General features: G+C 46.8%; 15 protein-coding genes. 4 read left to right on the forward strand and 11 right to left on the reverse strand.

Translation table 11 applies throughout. The features are described 5' to 3' along the window. Positions 1-7 precede the first annotated feature (7 nt). The 5 genes from BM613_RS05340 to BM613_RS05360 all read right to left on the reverse strand — a co-directional run bounded on the left by BM613_RS05340 (position 8) and on the right by BM613_RS05360 (position 7228). Complete coding sequence (locus BM613_RS05340; protein ID WP_109430129.1) at positions 8-2140, reverse strand: PASTA domain-containing penicillin-binding protein; 2133 nt, start codon at positions 2138-2140, stop codon at positions 8-10. Positions 2141-2311: 171 nt separating this feature from the next. Next, positions 2312-3661 (reverse strand): bifunctional folylpolyglutamate synthase/dihydrofolate synthase, encoded by a 1350-nt coding sequence (locus tag BM613_RS05345; protein ID WP_109430130.1) that lies wholly within the window; start codon positions 3659-3661, stop codon positions 2312-2314. Positions 3662-3751: 90 nt separating this feature from the next. After that, on the reverse strand, positions 3752-5650 hold the full coding sequence (locus tag BM613_RS05350; RefSeq protein WP_181362905.1) for a penicillin-binding transpeptidase domain-containing protein: 1899 nt from the start codon (positions 5648-5650) through the stop codon (positions 3752-3754). Positions 5651-5783: 133 nt separating this feature from the next. Continuing rightward, on the reverse strand, positions 5784-6965 hold the full coding sequence (locus BM613_RS05355) for an MFS transporter (RefSeq protein WP_109430132.1): 1182 nt from the start codon (positions 6963-6965) through the stop codon (positions 5784-5786). 56 nt (positions 6966-7021) lie between these two features. Then, positions 7022-7228, reverse strand: coding sequence for a hypothetical protein (locus BM613_RS05360; RefSeq protein WP_109430133.1), 207 nt, complete (start codon positions 7226-7228; stop codon positions 7022-7024). A 104-nt stretch (positions 7229-7332) separates the two neighbouring features. Here BM613_RS05360 and BM613_RS05365 point away from each other — a divergent pair, with 104 nt between their 5' ends. Then, positions 7333-8880: a recombinase family protein gene (locus BM613_RS05365; protein ID WP_109430134.1), complete on the forward strand. Its 1548-nt coding sequence runs from the start codon at positions 7333-7335 to the stop codon at positions 8878-8880. Here the strand turns inward: BM613_RS05365 and yhbH are convergent. After that, positions 8857-9969 (reverse strand): sporulation protein YhbH, encoded by a 1113-nt coding sequence (gene yhbH, locus BM613_RS05370; protein ID WP_109430135.1) that lies wholly within the window; start codon positions 9967-9969, stop codon positions 8857-8859. The genes BM613_RS05365 and yhbH overlap by 24 nt on opposite strands. A 119-nt stretch (positions 9970-10088) precedes the next feature. Then, positions 10089-11987, reverse strand: coding sequence for a PrkA family serine protein kinase (locus tag BM613_RS05375; RefSeq protein WP_109430136.1), 1899 nt, complete (start codon positions 11985-11987; stop codon positions 10089-10091). A gap of 107 nt (positions 11988-12094) precedes the next feature. Between BM613_RS05375 and BM613_RS05380 the strand changes: the two genes are divergently transcribed. Next, a complete protein-coding gene (locus BM613_RS05380; protein ID WP_109430137.1) occupies positions 12095-12862 on the forward strand; it encodes a TetR/AcrR family transcriptional regulator in 768 nt (255 codons plus the stop codon). Here the strand turns inward: BM613_RS05380 and trmL are convergent. Together trmL and BM613_RS05390 are read right to left on the reverse strand one after the other, a co-directional pair. Further along, positions 12839-13312 (reverse strand): tRNA (uridine(34)/cytosine(34)/5-carboxymethylaminomethyluridine(34)-2'-O)-methyltransferase TrmL, encoded by a 474-nt coding sequence (gene trmL, locus BM613_RS05385; RefSeq protein WP_219930639.1) that lies wholly within the window; start codon positions 13310-13312, stop codon positions 12839-12841. The two genes, BM613_RS05380 and trmL, sit on opposite strands and share 24 nt — an antisense overlap. A gap of 42 nt (positions 13313-13354) precedes the next feature. After that, positions 13355-14299 carry an amidase domain-containing protein gene (locus BM613_RS05390; protein WP_109430139.1) on the reverse strand — a complete coding sequence of 315 codons (945 nt, stop codon included), beginning with the start codon at positions 14297-14299 and terminating at the stop codon, positions 13355-13357. Positions 14300-14426: 127 nt separating this feature from the next. Between BM613_RS05390 and BM613_RS05395 the strand changes: the two genes are divergently transcribed. After that, positions 14427-15197, forward strand: a complete 771-nt coding sequence (locus BM613_RS05395) for an IclR family transcriptional regulator (RefSeq protein WP_109430140.1) — start codon at positions 14427-14429, stop codon at positions 15195-15197. Positions 15198-15291: 94 nt separating this feature from the next. Continuing rightward, positions 15292-16755, forward strand: coding sequence for a CotS family spore coat protein (locus BM613_RS05400; protein ID WP_109430141.1), 1464 nt, complete (start codon positions 15292-15294; stop codon positions 16753-16755). A 3-nt stretch (positions 16756-16758) separates the two neighbouring features. On the opposite strand, the gene queG is transcribed toward BM613_RS05400, so the two are convergent. Then, positions 16759-17895 carry a tRNA epoxyqueuosine(34) reductase QueG gene (gene queG, locus BM613_RS05405; protein WP_109430142.1) on the reverse strand — a complete coding sequence of 379 codons (1137 nt, stop codon included), beginning with the start codon at positions 17893-17895 and terminating at the stop codon, positions 16759-16761. Between the two features lie 26 nt (positions 17896-17921). Further along, positions 17922-18365: a ribonuclease HI gene (rnhA, locus tag BM613_RS05410; protein WP_425450687.1), complete on the reverse strand. Its 444-nt coding sequence runs from the start codon at positions 18363-18365 to the stop codon at positions 17922-17924. Positions 18366-18454: the final 89 nt, after the last annotated feature.

Consider the following 18454-nt stretch of genomic DNA (forward strand, 5'->3'; position numbering starts at 1 on the left):
CCCCACATTAGTTCACCTCAGCTGCAAAATCCACTTTCACACTTGTCCCAAGCGGCACAAACCGCCCCGGTGCAAGACTTTGATTTACCGCAAAGCCAACTCCTGAGGGGATGAGCCGCAGTCCCAGAGAGGAGCATAGTTTCATCACTTCCGTCATTAACATCCCTTGGAAATTCGGCAGACGCACCTGTGCAACCTCTTTCCTTTGTACTTCGACAGCAACAGTTGTTCCAAACGGCACACGTACACCAGCATGTGGCCACTGATCGATAATTGTCCCACTTCCCCCAATCACTTGTTCCTTTAATCCTATATGATGTAAAAACTGAGCAGAACGCCCGGTGTCTGAACCGATAAGCGAGGGTACAGAAACATATTGTATCGCAGGATGGGACGCTAAGTTCCCTGATTGTCCATGTAGTTGCGCTGTCACATGGGGAGGAATCCCTAGATAGCGAAGTGTACGTAACAAGACATATCGGGCCGCCGGCGTCGCGACCCAATCCCCCCACTGGGCTGTATGATGAGGTTCATTGACCGTGACATAGATTTCAACGGCAGGATGATCGGCTGGGGCGAATCCAATAAATGATAAGTTATATAAATCTTTATAGTATCCGCCGCCTGGTTTAGGAATTTCCGCCGTCCCTGTTTTGCCTGCAACCCTGTAGCCAGGAATCATCCCAACATTCCCTTGGGGGTCATCATCCACCACTTTTACCATCACATTCGTCACTTTTTTCATAATCGAACGCGGTGCGACCCTGTGCACAATATGCACGTGGTGTTCATAAATAACCGCACCCGACGGAGAAACAATTTTCTGTACTACATACGGAGTAAGTAGGTCCCCGCCGTTGGCAATGGCTCCAATCGCCGCAATTTGTTGAATTGGAGTCACAGCGAGTCCTTGCCCAAATGTCATGGTTGCAAAGTCTACAGGGTTTATATTTTTTTCTGGAAATATAATCGAGTGTCCTTCTCCGGGTAAATCAATCCCCGTGCGGTGATTAAAGCCAAAGAGATCTAAGTAATGATAAAAATTTTTAACTCCCTCTGCTTGTCCAATATGAATCAACCCCACATTGCTCGAATAAATGAGAGCTTGTTCATAGGTAAGGCGTCCCCAGCCGTAAATATTCCAATCATGGATGGGTACACCGTCCACAACATCCACACCTGACATATACGTTTGATTGAGTCGTATGCTGTGCGTGGCAAGCGCCCCCGTCAATACTTCCGGTTTAAATGTCGACCCTGGTTCAAATGGATCGCTAATCGCCCAATTGGTATAGAGCGTGGACGCTGGATACTTCCAGTATTCATTTGGGTTGAAGGTTGGCAGTGTGGCCATCGCGAGAATCGCACCCGTGTTCGGATCAGCAACAAGAATTGCAGCCCTTTTTGGCGTAAAACGTTTTTGAATGATCGCCAAGGCCTTTTCCGCATATCGTTCAATGACAGGATTTATCGTGAGGTAGACATTATCGCCATTTTGTACGGGTTTTGTCTGAATTGGATAAAACGGAATCGGATTCCCTGAGGTATCTTGAATAAATTCGCGATAACCGGGTTTCCCAGCGAGATACTGATTATAGCTACGTTCAATTCCCGTCGCCCCTTGGCCGTGTTCATCAGTAAATCCTATGACGTGACAAGCCAAAGTTTGGTCTGGATAAACGCGGACATACGCCTTGTAAATTGTATAGGCATTCGAAAGCCCCAAATGTTGAAATAACTGGACTACGCGCTCTTTCGTAAAAAGCGAAACGTGAATTAAATACGGATAGAGTTGTAACCAGATCACATGTGGACGTTGTAAATCTGCCGCTAAACTCGTTTGATTTACATGTAAAATACTAGACAAGCCACTCGCCACTTTAGCTAATTTATCCTGATTGCGAATGGCTTGTAAATTGATATCGACCGTATACGCAGGGGCGCTATAAGCTAAAATCCCACCTGTCGCATCATAAATCGTTCCGCGAATCGGCTCAATCACATCGTCTGCATCCCACTCAGCTGTTGCGCGCGAAGCGAGAAACGCATCTGCAGTTTGCACGTACCCGATCCGCGCGAGCACCACGAGAACCGCCACCACAAAACCTATTTGTAAACCACGCACGCGCAATTTCCGCACAGATCATCTTACCTGCCTTTTTATGGATATCGTGTTCACAATTGTGCCACAACAGCTCCACTATAGGCCATGCAGATCGTCCTATGCTCATAAAGCACTCTATCATAAATGAACTTTAATAAAAACATATAACAGGTACTATATCCATTTTAAGGATTTCGTTTTTGCTGCTTATCGATTTCTCGTATCGATCGCAAAGTACGCGAGCGCTTCCGCAACGAGTGACTGGGTCCCAACAATCGCCACTAGCCCGTCATCCCCTACCGTCGCCATTGCCTGAGCAATTGCGTCATCGACCGTTGCCGCCTCATGTACCCTAGCAAACTGAGCAGCAAACGCATTCGCATCTTGCGGAAATGACAAGTGCGGATTTTTCAACTGTGGAAGCCACAATTCTTGACAAAGTGGCGCTAGCACTTCAAGCAAACCACGATAATCCTTATCTTTTGGAACTGCCACGATGAGGTGAAGGCGGGCATACTGCATCAGTTCGAGCAGTTCACGCACATATTGTGCGCTCTCACGGTTGATCGCCCCATCGATGAAAATGCGAGGCGGCCCAGAGAGCACTTGACAACGACCCGGAATTTGAACTTCTTGCAGTGCCTGTCGCACTTTTTCTGGATCTAAAGCCCCCCCGACAAACCACTCGGCAGTAGCCATTGCAACAGCTGCATTATCCGCTTGATGCCGTCCGAGCACACGCATATGTAGTGCACTATACTCCCGACGTCTTGTCTGTACTGTAAAATGCGTTCCCATTTCCATCGCACGAATGTCACGAACAAAAAAATCATCATCTAAACTTTGCATCAAAACGCCTTGATTGCGACTCTCCTCACGTAAAATCTGCGCAGCCACTGACTGTTGCCGACCCACCACAACTCCTGTCAATTCTGCAGTCACAATGCCTGCTTTATTGTAAGCAATATCTGATAAATGTGGTCCGAGCTGTTCTGGATGTTCAAACAATACAGGAGTTATCACCGCAAATTCCCCTTGTACTGCATTCACATCATCATAGCGAGCGCCCCGCCCAAGCTCAATCACATTCACATCTGTCTGCTCTTGTGCAAAATACAACATCGCAACTGCGGCAGTAACCCCGACAGGGCCAAAATATTCATGTGGTGCCATACGCTTTTCCAACTCGACAAGTGGCACCTGAACCTGTGCTAACAAACGCATGAAATCCTTCTCCGAGATCGCTTGGCCGTTGACGCGAATGCGCTCTGTAAAGTCAATCAGGTGGGGACTTGTAAAAAGCCCCACCCGGTAACCATGCTGTTCTAATACTTGCGCAATCATCCGGGAAGTAGACCCTTTCCCCTTACTTCCAGTCACTTTGATATTACGCTGATGCCGATCCGGACTCCCTAATGCATCAAGCAAGCGGCGTGTATGTGCAGGATTACGTGTATCCCGATCTAGCCCTTGACTTCGGTAAGGCTTCGATCGTGTATAGCTAGAAAACACAAAAGAGACTGCATCATAAAAGCGAGTGAACACTCGACTCCCCAAATCCTTTCTTCATCCATATTCCATCACCCTAAAATATGGATCTATTAGTAAAGAGAAAAACGAGGGTTTGACGCAAATTAAAAAAAAATTTTAGGGGTGCTTCGTCACGGTTTGTGCTGCATGTTGCGCCTGCTCAGCAAAATAAGCATCAATGACGGTCTTAGACATCGGAGCTGCAGCGCGGAAACCTTCTCCCGTAACATTCGGAATGACAGCAGCAACCGCAATTTGCGGATTGTTATAAGGAGCAAATCCGATAAACACAGAGTTGTTGCGCCCCGGTATTCCACTCTCTGCTGTCCCCGTCTTTGCCGCCACATTGATCGGATCATTGCCAAAAAAGTAGGTTGCAGTGCCAAGTGTCCCATGTGTAGCAAGTTCCATACCTTGTTTAATCAATTGTAAATAATACGGGTTCACATTCACTTTATCAATTACATGCGGTTGAATGACTTTAATCACCTTCCCAGACGGCGAGGTAATCTCATGCACGACTTCAGGCTGATAACGATACCCCCCGTTTGCAATCGCTGCTACATACGTGGCGAGCCCAATCGTCGAATACGCTTCCTCTTGACCAATCGCCGCAGCGGGAAGATCGTAGAGCGTCGGTGGATTCGCGATTGTGACATACCCTGTCGCTTCATCCGGAAGGTCGATGCCTGTAGGGCTTGTAAGGCCAAACTCTTTGCCCATCGCGTCAATTTGCTTTAACGCCGCAACCCGCGGCCCAGTCAACCAGCCTTCAATATTTTGCGGAGGGTTATTTACATTAAAGTGCCCCATGTCAAGACCCACTTGATAAAAATACGTGTCGTCCGAAACTTCAAGTGCCTCGCGCAACCCGATGACACCGAATCCTGCCTGATTCCAGTTGCGCATATAATAGGTTCCAATTTGTAGCCCACCTGTATCGTCGACTTTTAACGTAGGGGACATTTCATGATTCATCAGTGCAGCAAACGCGGTGAGCGGTTTTTCTGTCGAACCCGGCATATATAGGCCTGACACTGCTCGATTTAATCCTGCGTCATTTTGCAGAAAGTCTTGGTAGTGTTGTGGTGAAATTCCACCAATCCACCATTCTGGCTTATACGAAGGATAACTTGCCATCGCTAGGACAGCACCTGTATGCACGTTCATCACGACAATCGTACCCGAATCGACATTCGTTTCTCCGATGGAACGCAAAAATTGGATTCTGTGTATCAGCGCCTGCTCTGCCACTTGCTCAAGCTGTCCATCGAGATTCAACACAAGATTGTCTCCAGCCTTTGCGGGCAAGCGAATCGTTCCTCCCGACAAGGGCACACCCGCTGGATCAACCGGAATTTTCTCAGCCCCTGCCTTTCCCCGCAGAACACTTTGATATTGCTCTTCAAGCCCAGCTAATCCAACGAGAGAACTCGGATTATAACCTTGTTTTTCATATTGCGCCACATCCTGAGAAGGAATGGGCCCGATGTAACCGATCTCATGAGCTGCCAGATAGCCATCTGGATATACACGCACAGGAGTAGTGATCATCGTAATGCCCGGAAGGGAATTGCGATGTTCTGCAACATAAGCAAGTTCAACTGGTGTAGCATTTTGCACGAGCGTCACGGTTGCAAAACCGGGCTTTGCCGTTGTCATGTCATAAAGTAAGGTGCTAGCCTTTATATTCAATACAGGTGATAATCTTTTCGCAATCAGAGAAGCAGAGGCAAGATCGTTCGGATAGCGAATAAAAACAATGTTAAAATCTGCCTTATCTGCTGCTAATACGTTACCTTCACTGTCATAGATCCAACCACGCGGGCCAGGAATCGGAATCGTGTCGTAGTTTTGCACAGAAACTTGTGATTGAAACAACTGATTTTCTGTGATCTGCATGTATCCTAAACGCACCAAAAGTGCAGCACTTGCCAACACGGTTGCGAGAAACATGCCCTGAATTCGCCTTGGTGCATGGCGCTTCACCGGACGTTCTTCGCGCCGGACACTCACACTCTTAGCCCCCTTGGTCTGCATTCATGAATTGATTCACTCATTTTACCGTAACTCTATCAGACTGTCATGGGACTATCCTACAATTCCCCAATGAAACTTGTAGCAACCGTGTGATTCGATGATCAACCCATTATGTCCGTCGCGCATTAAGAACGACATTCCCTGTTGCGAGAATTAAAATCGCGAGCGTGATCACTCCAAACCCAGCCGGAAATGTGATCACCAGCGGACCAACCAATGGAGGTAGAAGCGCAACCCCCACATTAGAAGCCATACTAAATCCCGCCGTTTGTACTCCTGCCTTATGTATTTCGCGCGCCATTTCTGCAGTAGCCCCAAGCGCAAGCGCATAGCAACCATTCCCAAAAAAACCAAGCAACAAAAAGATCCACTGTAGAGTGCTGACACTCACAACAAATCCCCCTGTAAACTCCAGTACGACAAACAGACTAAATAACGTTGTTAGTCCCATCAGCACACTTTGCCATATGCCTGAATGCCCGAAAAAATCCGCCAATAGCGGGAATCCAATCGCACCAATCCCAGAACCGATAAAAGTGAGCGCAGTTAACGTTCCTCCTAGTTTTACCGCATCCGGAATGTGTAAGTGTAACAAGACACTTACTGCGATCCCGCCAAACATCACACTCGTTGAAGCAATCGCAAATCCCACCCACCACCAGCGCGGTGAACCAAAGACGATACGCTGCTCATCCACCTGCCGCTGCTCTTTGTGCGGTAAGTGATTGAGTGCGATAAATAAAAAGACCCCTGCCACGAGATTCACTGCACTAACAATCGCAAGCGCACCTGTAAATCCGAAGTTTTGTAAAAGGGTTGGCCCCACGTAAGAACCTGCCGCCATCCCTAAAAAAAGCATTCCGATTGCCAACCCAGTAACTGTTTTTATGTGCTTGATCTGAACCTGTAAAATAACCGCGCCAATTGGTGAAATGAGCAGGGGATAAGCAACGGCTGCAATTGCTTGCGCCACGAAGAACCAGTCGTATGAAAAAGCAAATATGCGCCCAAAAAGCCCGATAAAAGAAAGAACAATTGCCGTGCGCAACACAGGGGCGATCCCATCTTTACGCGCCCACCAAGCTGCAGGGAGACTAAATACAATCATTGCAAACCCATAAAGCGATAAAAACAGCAGCACAGAACCGAGTGATGTGTGCAGTTGGCGGATGAGTTGTGGAACCATCGGGGCCAATACAAACCATGCTGCACCCACAGAAAAGGCAAATCCTACATACGCAGCGGTAAACAAACCTGGCGAAACTTCTCGAGCCTCAAAACGGGATTCCATAAGCCCCCTCCTCGCAATGTTTTTATTTTATGACAATACCATGAAACTCCCTTCAATCACTTAGTTTTTTTTTGCTCATTTCCTTCGCTTGGGGTCTGAACCATGCGCACGACCACATCCATAAACGCCCGCGCCCAATCACTTTGCTCTTCCACTTGCCGCAAAAACCATTGAAACTGCACTTCTGCAGAGTGTCGCAACAGATCTGAACCATGTATCGAAATGAGACTGTTGCCAATCTGAATGGTTTGTTCTTTGCTCATCGCTCACGCCTCCACATCTCTACTATATGAATCTGTTGCGCTTCACCGACCTCAGAAATAATTTTGTGAATTTGTGCGTAAAGTGATCATGGGAGGAAAGAATGATGGCCAATTACCCGTCAAACTTACATGCAGTCGCTCTATACTTGCGCAAATCGCGAGCAGATCTAGAAGCAGAAAACCGCGGAGAGGGCGAAACACTTTCAAAACACCGCCGTACCCTCTATGCATTTGCTGCCAAATATAACTACTCTATTCTCGATGTTTATGAGGAAATTGTTTCAGGCGAGCGCATTATCGACCGACCAGAGATGCAACGCCTGCTGCATGCAGTGGCAGACGGTCGCTACCAAGCTGTCTTATGCATGGATATCGATCGCTTAGGCCGTGGAAACATGGTAGATCAGGGGATGATTCAAGACCTCTTTAAGCACTCGCAAACTCTGATTATTACACCGCGCAAAGTATATGATTTACAAGATGAAATGGATGAAGAATGGAGTGAATTTGAAGCTTTCATGGCGCGCCGAGAGTTAAAATTAATCACCCGTAGAATGCAACGAGGACGCCGGCAAAGCGCATTGGAAGGGAAAAGTGTGAGTCGCAAACCACCTTATGGCTATCTGCGTGATCGCACACTTCACCTACAGCCAGATCCCGCGACAGCCCCAATCGTGCAAATGATTTTTGCACTCGCTGCAAAAGGGGAAGGAGCACAGCGAATTAGCACTCACTTGACCACACTTGGCATCCCCTCGCCAAGCGGGCAGAATCATTGGGATCGCTCAACGATCTATTCGATTTTGCAAAATCCTGTATATCAAGGACACATTCGCTGGGGTCACTATCAATATCAAAAAACCGCGCAACGAAAAAATGGATATTCACGAAAACTTGCTGCTGAGCACACAAAAGTAATGAAATACGATGCGCATGAACCTCTTGTAGATCCAGTCACTTATGCGCTGTACAAAGAGAAGAGCAAACGGCATCCGAGCGTACCTATGCGCAAAACATTATCCAATCCACTGGCTGGACTGATCGTCTGTGCGCGCTGTGGACGCACAATGATGCGCAAAAAAACGTATCACCGTCCTTATAATCGACTGCTCTGCCCTACTCCTGGATGTTCAACGCGAGGCACGCATTTTGAATTAGTCGAGCAACGCATCCTTCATACCTTACAATCAACGTTATCAGGCATCCACTTCTCTGCAGACAAAGAACAACACTCTTTATTGATTCGCCAACTCAGCGAACGAACGGGACAAACACGCAAGTTTGAGTCCCTACAAGCCACCCATTTGCAAATACAAAAACAACTAAACACTCTCTACGAACTTGTCGAACAGGGCATGTACGACTCCACTACATTTAAAACACGCCGCTCACTGCTTTTGGATCGCTTAGCCAAACTTGAACAGGAACTATGCGAAGCCACAAGCGAACAAGCACATTCCCTAGAAACTGCCGCCACCTTGCAGTCATCTTTGGCAACCGTGCACGATCCCTGGGTGCTCTATGAAACACATACTTCAAGCGAGTTGAAAAATCAGTTGCTCAAGCTATTTATCGCACACATCACGTATCGTCGCGAACAAGATTGGAAACCACCTGATCACTTTGAGTTAATAATCACACTGCGATTGTAACGACAAACTTACCGCTCTTTTGCAAGCGATCTCTCCTCTTGTTGACCCATCGCGTGGAATACGTGCTGAACTGTATTGATTGATCTCACCGTAACCAAACACATTGCATACGTCCATCAGCTCTGTCACGAGTTTGACGCATCGTTCATTGTCTGAAGATAAGTTATCGCCATCAGAAAAGTGAACAGGATAAATGTTGTACAACTGCGGCGAGTACCGCTCATCAATCAGATCCAGAGCCAATTGGTACGCGGATGAGCAAATCGTACCGCCGCTTTCTCCTTTTGTGAAAAATTCCTGCTCACTAACCAGTTTTGCTTCTGTGTGGTGAGCGACGAATTCGATCGCAACATGTTCATATTTCGTCCGCAAGAATCGCACCATCCAGAAGTAAAAAGTGCGTGCGATATACTTTTCAAACGTTCCCATTGAACCAGAGGTGTCCATCATTGCGATCACGACAGCTTGCGAACGTGGAACTTGCACATCGTCCCACGTTTTGTAGCGCAAATCTTCCGGCGTAATCGGGTGCAAACCCGGATGACCAGATCTCGCGTTGCGCTTTAAAGTCTCTAAAATCGTTCGCTTTTTATCGATATTACTTTGTAAACCCTTCTTGCGAACATCGCGGAATTCCACATCATCAGCAACCAGTTGATCTTGCGATTTTTGCACTAAATAAGGGAGTTCAAGCTCTGCAAAAAGTACATCTTGGATCTCATCGACAGACACTTCCGCCTCATAATAATCAATACCTGGTTGATCGCCAGCTCCATCACCTTGACCAGGGCCTTTGGCATTCCCTGGTTGTGGGTCGCGGGCTATTACATCGCCGACTGACGTATTGCCATCTCCTTGACCTGCTTGCTGACTCTTGTTGTAATTAAAACGAAACCGATACTCATCCAAAGAGCGAATGGGCACTTTAACAATTTGTTTGCCGTCTGTCATGATGATACTCTCTTCACTGACGAGATCGGGAAGATGATTGCGGATCGCCTCTCTTACCTTTTGCTTGTGCCGCGCTTGATCCTGCTGGCCCTTGCGGTGAAGGGACCAGTCATCTTGACTCAGTGTAAATACACCCATGTCTCTCACCTCTTCGGATAGTTGCACAGATGGATCAGAAAGATGCGAGCAGGGCGTGTGTCAGTAGACGCACACCCTTCACAAGCACCTTGTAAAACGTTGAGCAGCCTAGTACCTTCCTACCGATTTAGTAAGCTGCCTGTATACTGCAGTAATTCATTGGCACACGATGCACAATAGCCGTATTCCTCCATGAGACGCCGACTGACTTCATTAATTTTCTTTAATTGATTGGAATCTGGCGTCTTCGTAGAGGTTGTTATTTTTACAACATCTTTAAGATCTGCAAACAACTTCTTCTCGATCGCTTCGCGTAAGCGTTCGTGTGAGTGATAGTCAAACCGCTTTCCACGCCTTGCGTACGTTGAAATGCGAATTAAGATTTCCTCACGAAAAGCGCGTTTTGCATTTTCCGAAATGCCAATTTGCTCTTCTATCGAACGCATCAATTTTTCATCGGGATCCATTTCCTCCCCGGTGATCGGATCCTTGATTCGCTGCCAATTACAATACGCCTCGACGTTGTCTAGATAGTTGTCCAGCAATGTTTTTGCGGATTCTTCGTACGAATAGACAAACGCTTTTTGCACCTCTTTTTTCGCCATTTCATCATACTCTTTGCGAGCAATCGCAATAAAATTCAGTAATCTTTCGCGATCCTCTTTACTAATTGATGCATGCTGATCAAGTCCATCTTTAATCGCACGCAAGACATCCAGTGCATTGATACAACTTGTATCGCGCCGAATCAAAGCACTTGAAATTCGATTGATCACATAACGCGGATCAATTCCAGACATCCCCTCATCCGGCGCTTCTGCTCGCAATTCCTCGACATCTTTATCCTTAAATCCTTCCACACTGCGGCCATCATAAAGATACAATTTTTTCAAGAGATCCATTCCCTGTTTCTTCGATTCCTTTAAGCGCGTGAGCACAGAAAAGATTGATGCGGTCATAAGTGCATGAGGCGCGATATGCACATCACGCAGATCACTTTGCTGCACTAATTTTTCATAAATTTTCACTTCATCGGTGACGCGTAAATTGTACGGGATCGGCATGACGATCATCCGCGACTGTAACGCCTCATTGCGCTTATTGGAAACAAATGCTCGATACTCAGTCTCATTTGTATGTGCAATGACCATTTCGTCGGCGCTAATCAGGGCGAATCTCCCCGCTTTAAAATTGCCTTCCTGTGTTAAGGAGAGAAGGTGCCAGAGAAACTTTTCGTCACACTTTAACATTTCTTGAAATTCCATTAACCCACGGTTGGCCTTATTGAGCTCACCATCAAAACGATAAGCCCGCGGATCACTCTCGGAGCCATACTCCGAAATGGTTGAAAAATCAATGCTGCCAGTCAGATCGGCAATATCCTGAGATTTAGGATCAGACGGGCTAAATGTCCCAATCCCTACCCGATCATCTTCTGATAAGAGAATGCGCTCGACAACAATATCTTCAATTCGCCCGCCATAATCTATATCCACCTTCATGCGACAACTCGGGCATAAGTTCCCTTCGATGCGAACGCCAAATTCCGCTTCAAACTCCGGTCGCAGTTCCATGGGGACTAAATGCAATGGCTCCTCGTGCATAGGACAACCTTTTATTCCATACAGTGCACCGTCAGGCGTTCGCGAATAACGTTCAAGGCCCCGTTTTAACATGGTCACAATGGTTGACTTACCCCCACTGACAGGTCCCATGAGCAATAAAATCCGCTTGCGAACATCCAGACGCTTTGCTGCAGAATGAAAATACTCCTCGACTAAACGCTCCAGAGCGAGATCGAGCCCAAAAATTTCATTTGAAAAAAATGGATAACTTTTATGCCCATGGTCATCCACATGAATACCTGCTGCTTCGATCATGCGAAAAATTCGTGAATGTGCAGATTCGGCAATGGTTGGTTGTTTCCGTACTAATTCCAAATAATCGATAAAAGTCCCTTCCCACGCAAGTTCCTCTTCTTTAGCTCGGAATGCGGCCAACCGATTAAGAATATCCACACGTTTTCCCCCTTTTCCGAGGAATCGACAACACTTTGCCGATCTCCTAGAATCCTGTGTCAGTTGCAACTCTGCTCAGGGCTTTGCGACTGGAAAAGAGATTGCACATGAGCGAGGCAATCCTCGCTGTAGTGTGTTACTATGCTTATGCGATGGTCAAGCTGTGGTTGCTCCAAACTTTGTGGGCACTTACACATTCGCAATTTTTTCAAAAAGGTAGGGATGTGAGCATGCGCGCATCGAAAACTCGGGTGATTTTTGAAGCAGCCATCGATATTTTCTCTGAGCGTGGCTTTGAAAAAGCGACCATGGACGACATAGCAGCCAAGGCCAATGTGGCAAAAGGAACAATTTATTACCATTTCAAAAGCAAAGAAGAATTGTTTGTCTTTTTGGTTGAGCAAGGAACGGAAATTCTCCGCGAACACGTTCTGGCAAAATTATCGGATCAAATGACACCAACCGATCAAATCCGAACGATTATTCACGAGCAACTGACCTTCTTTACAGACTATCGAGACTTTTGCATAATTATTCTTCGAGAAGCTTGGGGAGAAGAGCAAAGACAACGACAATTTCGAAGAATGCTCGTACATTACGTTCGCGCAATCGAAGAAGTCGTGTTAGCAGGAATTCAAACAGGGGAATTTGTAGAAGTCGACACCACGACGACTGCTTGGTCTATTTTTGGAGGACTTAGTATTACAGCTTTGCATCACTTATTTGCTGACCCGAGTGTTGATTTGACGAGTTTGCAACCTCACTTTGAAGAGTTACTTTTGCGCGGTCTAATTCGCTCCGTGCCAAATACACATTCCTCAACTGCAGAAGATGGCAATGCGCCATCTCCACTAACTGAGTCCGGGGAAATCTAACTGTCGCAACGCCTCATACAGAGCGATCGCTACCGTATTTGACAAATTTAAAGAGCGCATCGCTTGTCCCATAGGCAAGCGCAAACACGAGGAAGCATACTGCTCATGAATGAATGGGGGAAGGCCTGTAGTTTCCTTCCCAAAAACAAGATAGTCCTCCCCGTGATATGAAACTTCCGTATAAGAACGCTTCGCGAATTTCGTAAAAAAATACATCTGTGCGCCCGATTGTTGCGCTTCATCGATCACCTCATGAAGATCCTCATGAAGTCGAACATCTACCAGATGCCAATAATCGACGCCAGCACGGCGCAAGGAACGATCATCAATGTGAAACCCAAGCGGTTGCACAAGATGCAAAACGGTTCCAGTAGCTGCGCAAGTTCTCGCTACATTTCCCGTATTGGGCGGAATCTGTGGTTCGAATAAAACGATATGCACGAGAGGCACTTCCTTTATTTAATCATCTTATTTATGGACTTTATCCTATTTTTAGTTAGCTATGTGCAAAAACAGATAGCGTGTGTGCTCTGTCCAAGCATAACTGTCTTCATAGGAGTAATGGCGCATGCGACTATTCACAGTATGCGCATTGACCAACGGATCGCCATTGGCATCAAAGTTCGTGACGACAGTCATATGGTGATAAGTTCCCGATCCAGTCCAATCATACCCGATTACATCACCGATGTGCAGTTTTTTTGGATCATCCACCACATGGACGCGAACACCAACTGACGCCTTACGTAAAAACTGAATCAGTGCATGTGCCACAGACCATGAGTAACTCCACTCCATTTTTGGCGCAGCGCGAAACCACCATCCCGATTCCCTGTTATCGGTGAAAACGAGAGGTATGCGACCCGCGTGCAGCACTTGTGAGATAAAGTTTGTGCAATCCTCAGCAAAGCTCGGATACTCTGGATTTGCGCGATCCCACCAAAGTTCAGCATATCGGTGTGCCAAGATCCGCTCATAGCGAGTGATTGCCGATTCAGTGCGAATCCAGTCGCCGTCAGGCAACAGATCCCCACCCTCATCTTGCATGTTAGGTGCGGATTGTACCTGCTCATTGCGATGACGATGCGAAACTAGTTTTACTTGTGCATCGTCTACTTGCCAGGTAAACACATGATCAATCACACGTTGTTCATGTTCTAATCTTCCGCACAGCTCGTAGATAAAGCGGATAGATTCACGTGCGACGACTTGAGTTTGTGTTGGGTCAAGAGCGGAAGATAACTTCAGTTGGACATCCGTGATCGTTTTTTTATCGACAGCTCCACGCTTTGCAAATAGTTGATCGCGGCGATTCATCTCAACAACGGCAGGCTGTATACCGCCTGTAGTGTACAATGTTTCATAGTCCCGTTCAATCCACATCTTGTTTCGTCTCGCAAACCAATCTTTGGTTGCACGAATTAACTCACTGCGCACAGTGTGTCCCCCATTCCTAGGATTTCCCTAGATACATCGTATGCAGAAGAACAACTACTTAGCGATGTTTAGCAAGTCCAAGTTGTATGATAAACTAACTTAGAAGAAGTGTTGTGAGGTGAAACCGATGGCCGACTTACCTGCTAAAGATCAATCCAATGACCGCAACACAGTTCGTGCTGTCGAACGCGCCCTAGATATTTTGCTTTGTTTCGGAAACGATCGAGATCTAGGTTTGACAGAAATTGCAAGCCGGGTGTCACTTCACAAAAGCACAGTTCATCGTTTACTTGCTTCATTAGAAGCTAAAGGATTTGTACAGCGCCATCAGCAGTCGGAGCGCTATCGACTCGGTTGGGTCGTGTTAGAACTAGCGAGTCAAATGTTCCAATCCGATGATCTCGTAGCTCGCGTTTTGCCAGCAATGACAGAACTGCGTGATCAAATTGGAGAAACTGTCAGTTTATATGTACGATCGGGCATTGAGCGAATTCGCATTCAGGCGGTCGAAGGAATCCACCCCGTGCGCCGCGTAGCTAATATTGGTAAGCGTTTCCCACTTTATGTCGGAGCATCGGGCAAAGTTTTGCTTGCCTTCTCGGATGAACAACTTCTTGATGAATTGCGCTCACTTGGCGCATTTCCAGAAGAACTTGACCTTGCAGAATTAAGACGCCACTGTGATCAAATTCGATCCCAAGGATACGCGGTGAGCATTGAAGAACGTGAAGTGGGTGCCGCAGCAGTCGCCGCTCCCATTTTTGACCGCCAACATAAGTGCATCGCAGCCTTATCCATTTCTGGTCCTGCAGATCGCTATACGCCTAATCAAGTCTTACACTTTGCGAAAGCGTGTATGCAGACGGCTGAGTCCATCTCGCGGTACATTGGTCTTTGATTTGATCTATCTGCACACAAAATATCTTTGTGAATACACTACCCAAAGAAGCCCCTGCGCGAGCATCTGCGCTGTTTCTTTGGAGGTGAAGTCAATGGATAAACATGCTCTACCACCATGGCTGCGACAAGTATGGCAGGAACTTACAAAGCCTCCCGCAGTCTTACAAAAGCCAGCAAATAAAACTAGATCTTCTCGTCAGCCCACGCAGCGGGATGTTGATGATGACGAATCTGACCCTACACTCTATGATAGTCCGACAGATCCTCCCTTAACTCCAAAGGAACCGATTGGATCCATTCAAACGGCTACTCGCGCATCGCGCAGATATTTCGTTGCGCGTAAGACACCACAGCATCGCACCAAAACTAAACCGCGTCCGCGCAAAAAAGCACGGCCAGCAAAACAGATCCAAACACTCCCTCTTATGCAAGGTATCATGCAGATGGGACAACCCCAGCAACACGCGATTCAAACAACTGCTCCTAAGACTTCCGCACAACCACTGCGTACCTTACGTACCAGTGAATCCACTAAAACAAAATCAGAAGTCTTAAGAGCACGACAATATTTTGAACATATTCGAACGGTAGAACCTATTCAAAACGTTTGGAAGGTCACCACAACAAATGACCGACAATACGCCTTAAAACAAACTACTCTGCCGATTGAACGCATTGCATTTATGGCGGACGCACTCGATGAGTTACATCGTCGCGGATTTAAACGCGTTTCTCGCATCGTGCGCTCAGCACAAAGCAACAAACCTTATTTGATCGACAGCGGACATACATTCTACGCTTCGGAATGGATGCCTGGACTCCCCGTACAACTTGCTTCGATGCGCCAATTAAACGCCGCAGCAAAAACGCTCGCGCAATTCCACGAGCACTCACGGAATTATGAATATGAACCTTATCAACCTGCAAACGCATTTCACATTTTTGACCACTTATTGAATCGCAAACAAGATTTAATACGCCTGCGCAAGCGGATCGAACAACAACAAAATAAAACAAAGTTCGATGAACTCTGCCTGCAACAATTCGAGAAAGCAGACAAGCAGGCCAATGAAGCTCTCGCCCTATGCAAGCTCCCTGAAGTCGAGACGCATTTAAAACAGGCGTTACAACATCCTGGACTTTGCCATCTCGATGTGACACGCTCAAACTTAATCGTACATCCAGCCGGTTTTGTTCAGTTAATCGACTTCGACACCATGACGTTTGGTCCGCGTACATTAGACCTTGCACACCTTCTACGGCGCGCGATGCAAGCATATGGTGCCTGGTCCAACGAAGTAGCACTGATCCCACTGATTGCTTACAATCGCGTACAACCACTCGTACAAGGTGAATATCTATTACTCGAATCCCTTTTAACTTTCCCACACCGCTTTTGGCGAGTGGTTAACGCTTACTATAATGACTTGCCAAATACAGACGAGTCTTTTCAATTTCATCTTAAACATCTTCAGGAATCTCTGGCTTTAGAAGGACAGCGAGAAACGTTCTTACAGACGTTTGCCCGGCAGGTCACACGCCGTATCCATTCCTAAAAGCTACTCCACATCAGGTACATTTGCCCACTCCATATCTTGTTTGACGAGTGGGTCTTGTTCCTGTGCATAAGCGAGCGCAACAAAAGGCTGTGTACCGCCCGCGTCGATCTGCTGTAACGCCCAAGCTGTTACTGCGCGAATTTCTGGTCGCACATCCGACAAAAATGGCAATAAATCGGGCACTGCTTCCTTTGCCCGCAGATTTCCAAGAGCCAAAATCGCGTTACGTCGCCAAACATAATATCCCCGCCAAGCTGCCGCAGTATGTCCAAATTCACGCAAAAAGGCGCGACGAGATAATTTAAGAATATGTAACAATACAGGGTAACTTAGATCTGCCTGCGGAGTAAACGCTTCAAGTTGGCCGAGCAAACTCACTTTATTTTTCGGGCATACATTTTGGCAAATATCACAGCCCCATAATTGTCCACCCATTGATTTGCGATATTGTACAGGAATGATTCCTTTACTCTGTGTTAAATAGGACAGGCACCGTTGTCCATCCAAAATATAAGGTTCGACCAATGCCCCGGTAGGACAGGCAAGAATACATAAGTTGCAATCGCCACAAGAATCAAGCTCATCAACGGAAACATTAGGCTCAATCAAGATATCTGTAAGTAAACACCCTAAGAATACAAATGACCCGTATTCTTTAGTGATAAGCATTCCATTCTTCCCGATCCAACCAATTCCTGCACGCTCTGCCACAGCGCGATCGACAAGAGGTGACGTATCTACAGCAATCTGATAAGCGATCTCACGTCCCACTTGGCGCGAAAGTGCGTCTGCAATCACTTGTAACTGCTCTGTCAAAACCCGATGATAATCGCGTCCCCACGCATAGAAAGAGACCCTGCCACGCAATCCTTTAGGACGTCGCAACGCGCGCGTCGCTTTTGTAAGATATGGAACGGCAATCGCCACAATGCTTTTCGCCTCAGGCAAGAGAGCAGTAGGGTCAATACGCAATCGCGAATAGGGGTGTTCAAATCCCGTCGCACGCCCCTCGCGATAATACCGATATAATTTTTCTGCTAAATCCGGGAATTCATCGGCTGTTGTCACTCCCACCACATCTACTCCCGACGTGTAGGCGATCTGCCGCAAACTCGCAAAAGAAATTTCATACACCATGGCTCTCACTCGTTTGTACTTGCAAATTAGCGCGGAATCGCTGCGCGCGCGAGTTCATCACAACGCTCATTGTAATGATGCCCGCTATGCCCCTTTACTTTACCAAACTGCACCTCATGCAAAACTACTTCATCGATTAATTGCTCCCATAAATCTTTATTCTTTACAGGTTGACGATTGCTATTCACCCATCCGGTTTTCTGCCATTTAACATACCACTTTTGTGTAAAACAATTGACCACATAAGCAGAATCACTATAAACTGTCACCTTACAGGGCCGCTTTAATGCCCTCAACCCTTCTAGCACAGCTCGAATCTCCATGCGTTGATTTGTCGTTTGTTCTTCTCCGCCAGACAACTCGAGTTCACGTTCGCCAAAAACTAATATCGCAGCCCAGCCACCTGGACCTGGATTTCCACTACAGGCACCGTCCGTATAAATGGAAACTGTCGGTAACTCAATCCCCACGTTTATTTCCCCCGCGCAAAAGACATCTTAAGTATTATCTGTTACCTGTCACATTGACGCAAGCGCAATTGCACAGCATCTGATCTTCG

Source organism: Sulfoacidibacillus thermotolerans (assembly GCF_003144315.1).
Classification (GTDB): Bacteria; Bacillota; Bacilli; order Alicyclobacillales; family SLC66; genus Sulfoacidibacillus; species Sulfoacidibacillus thermotolerans.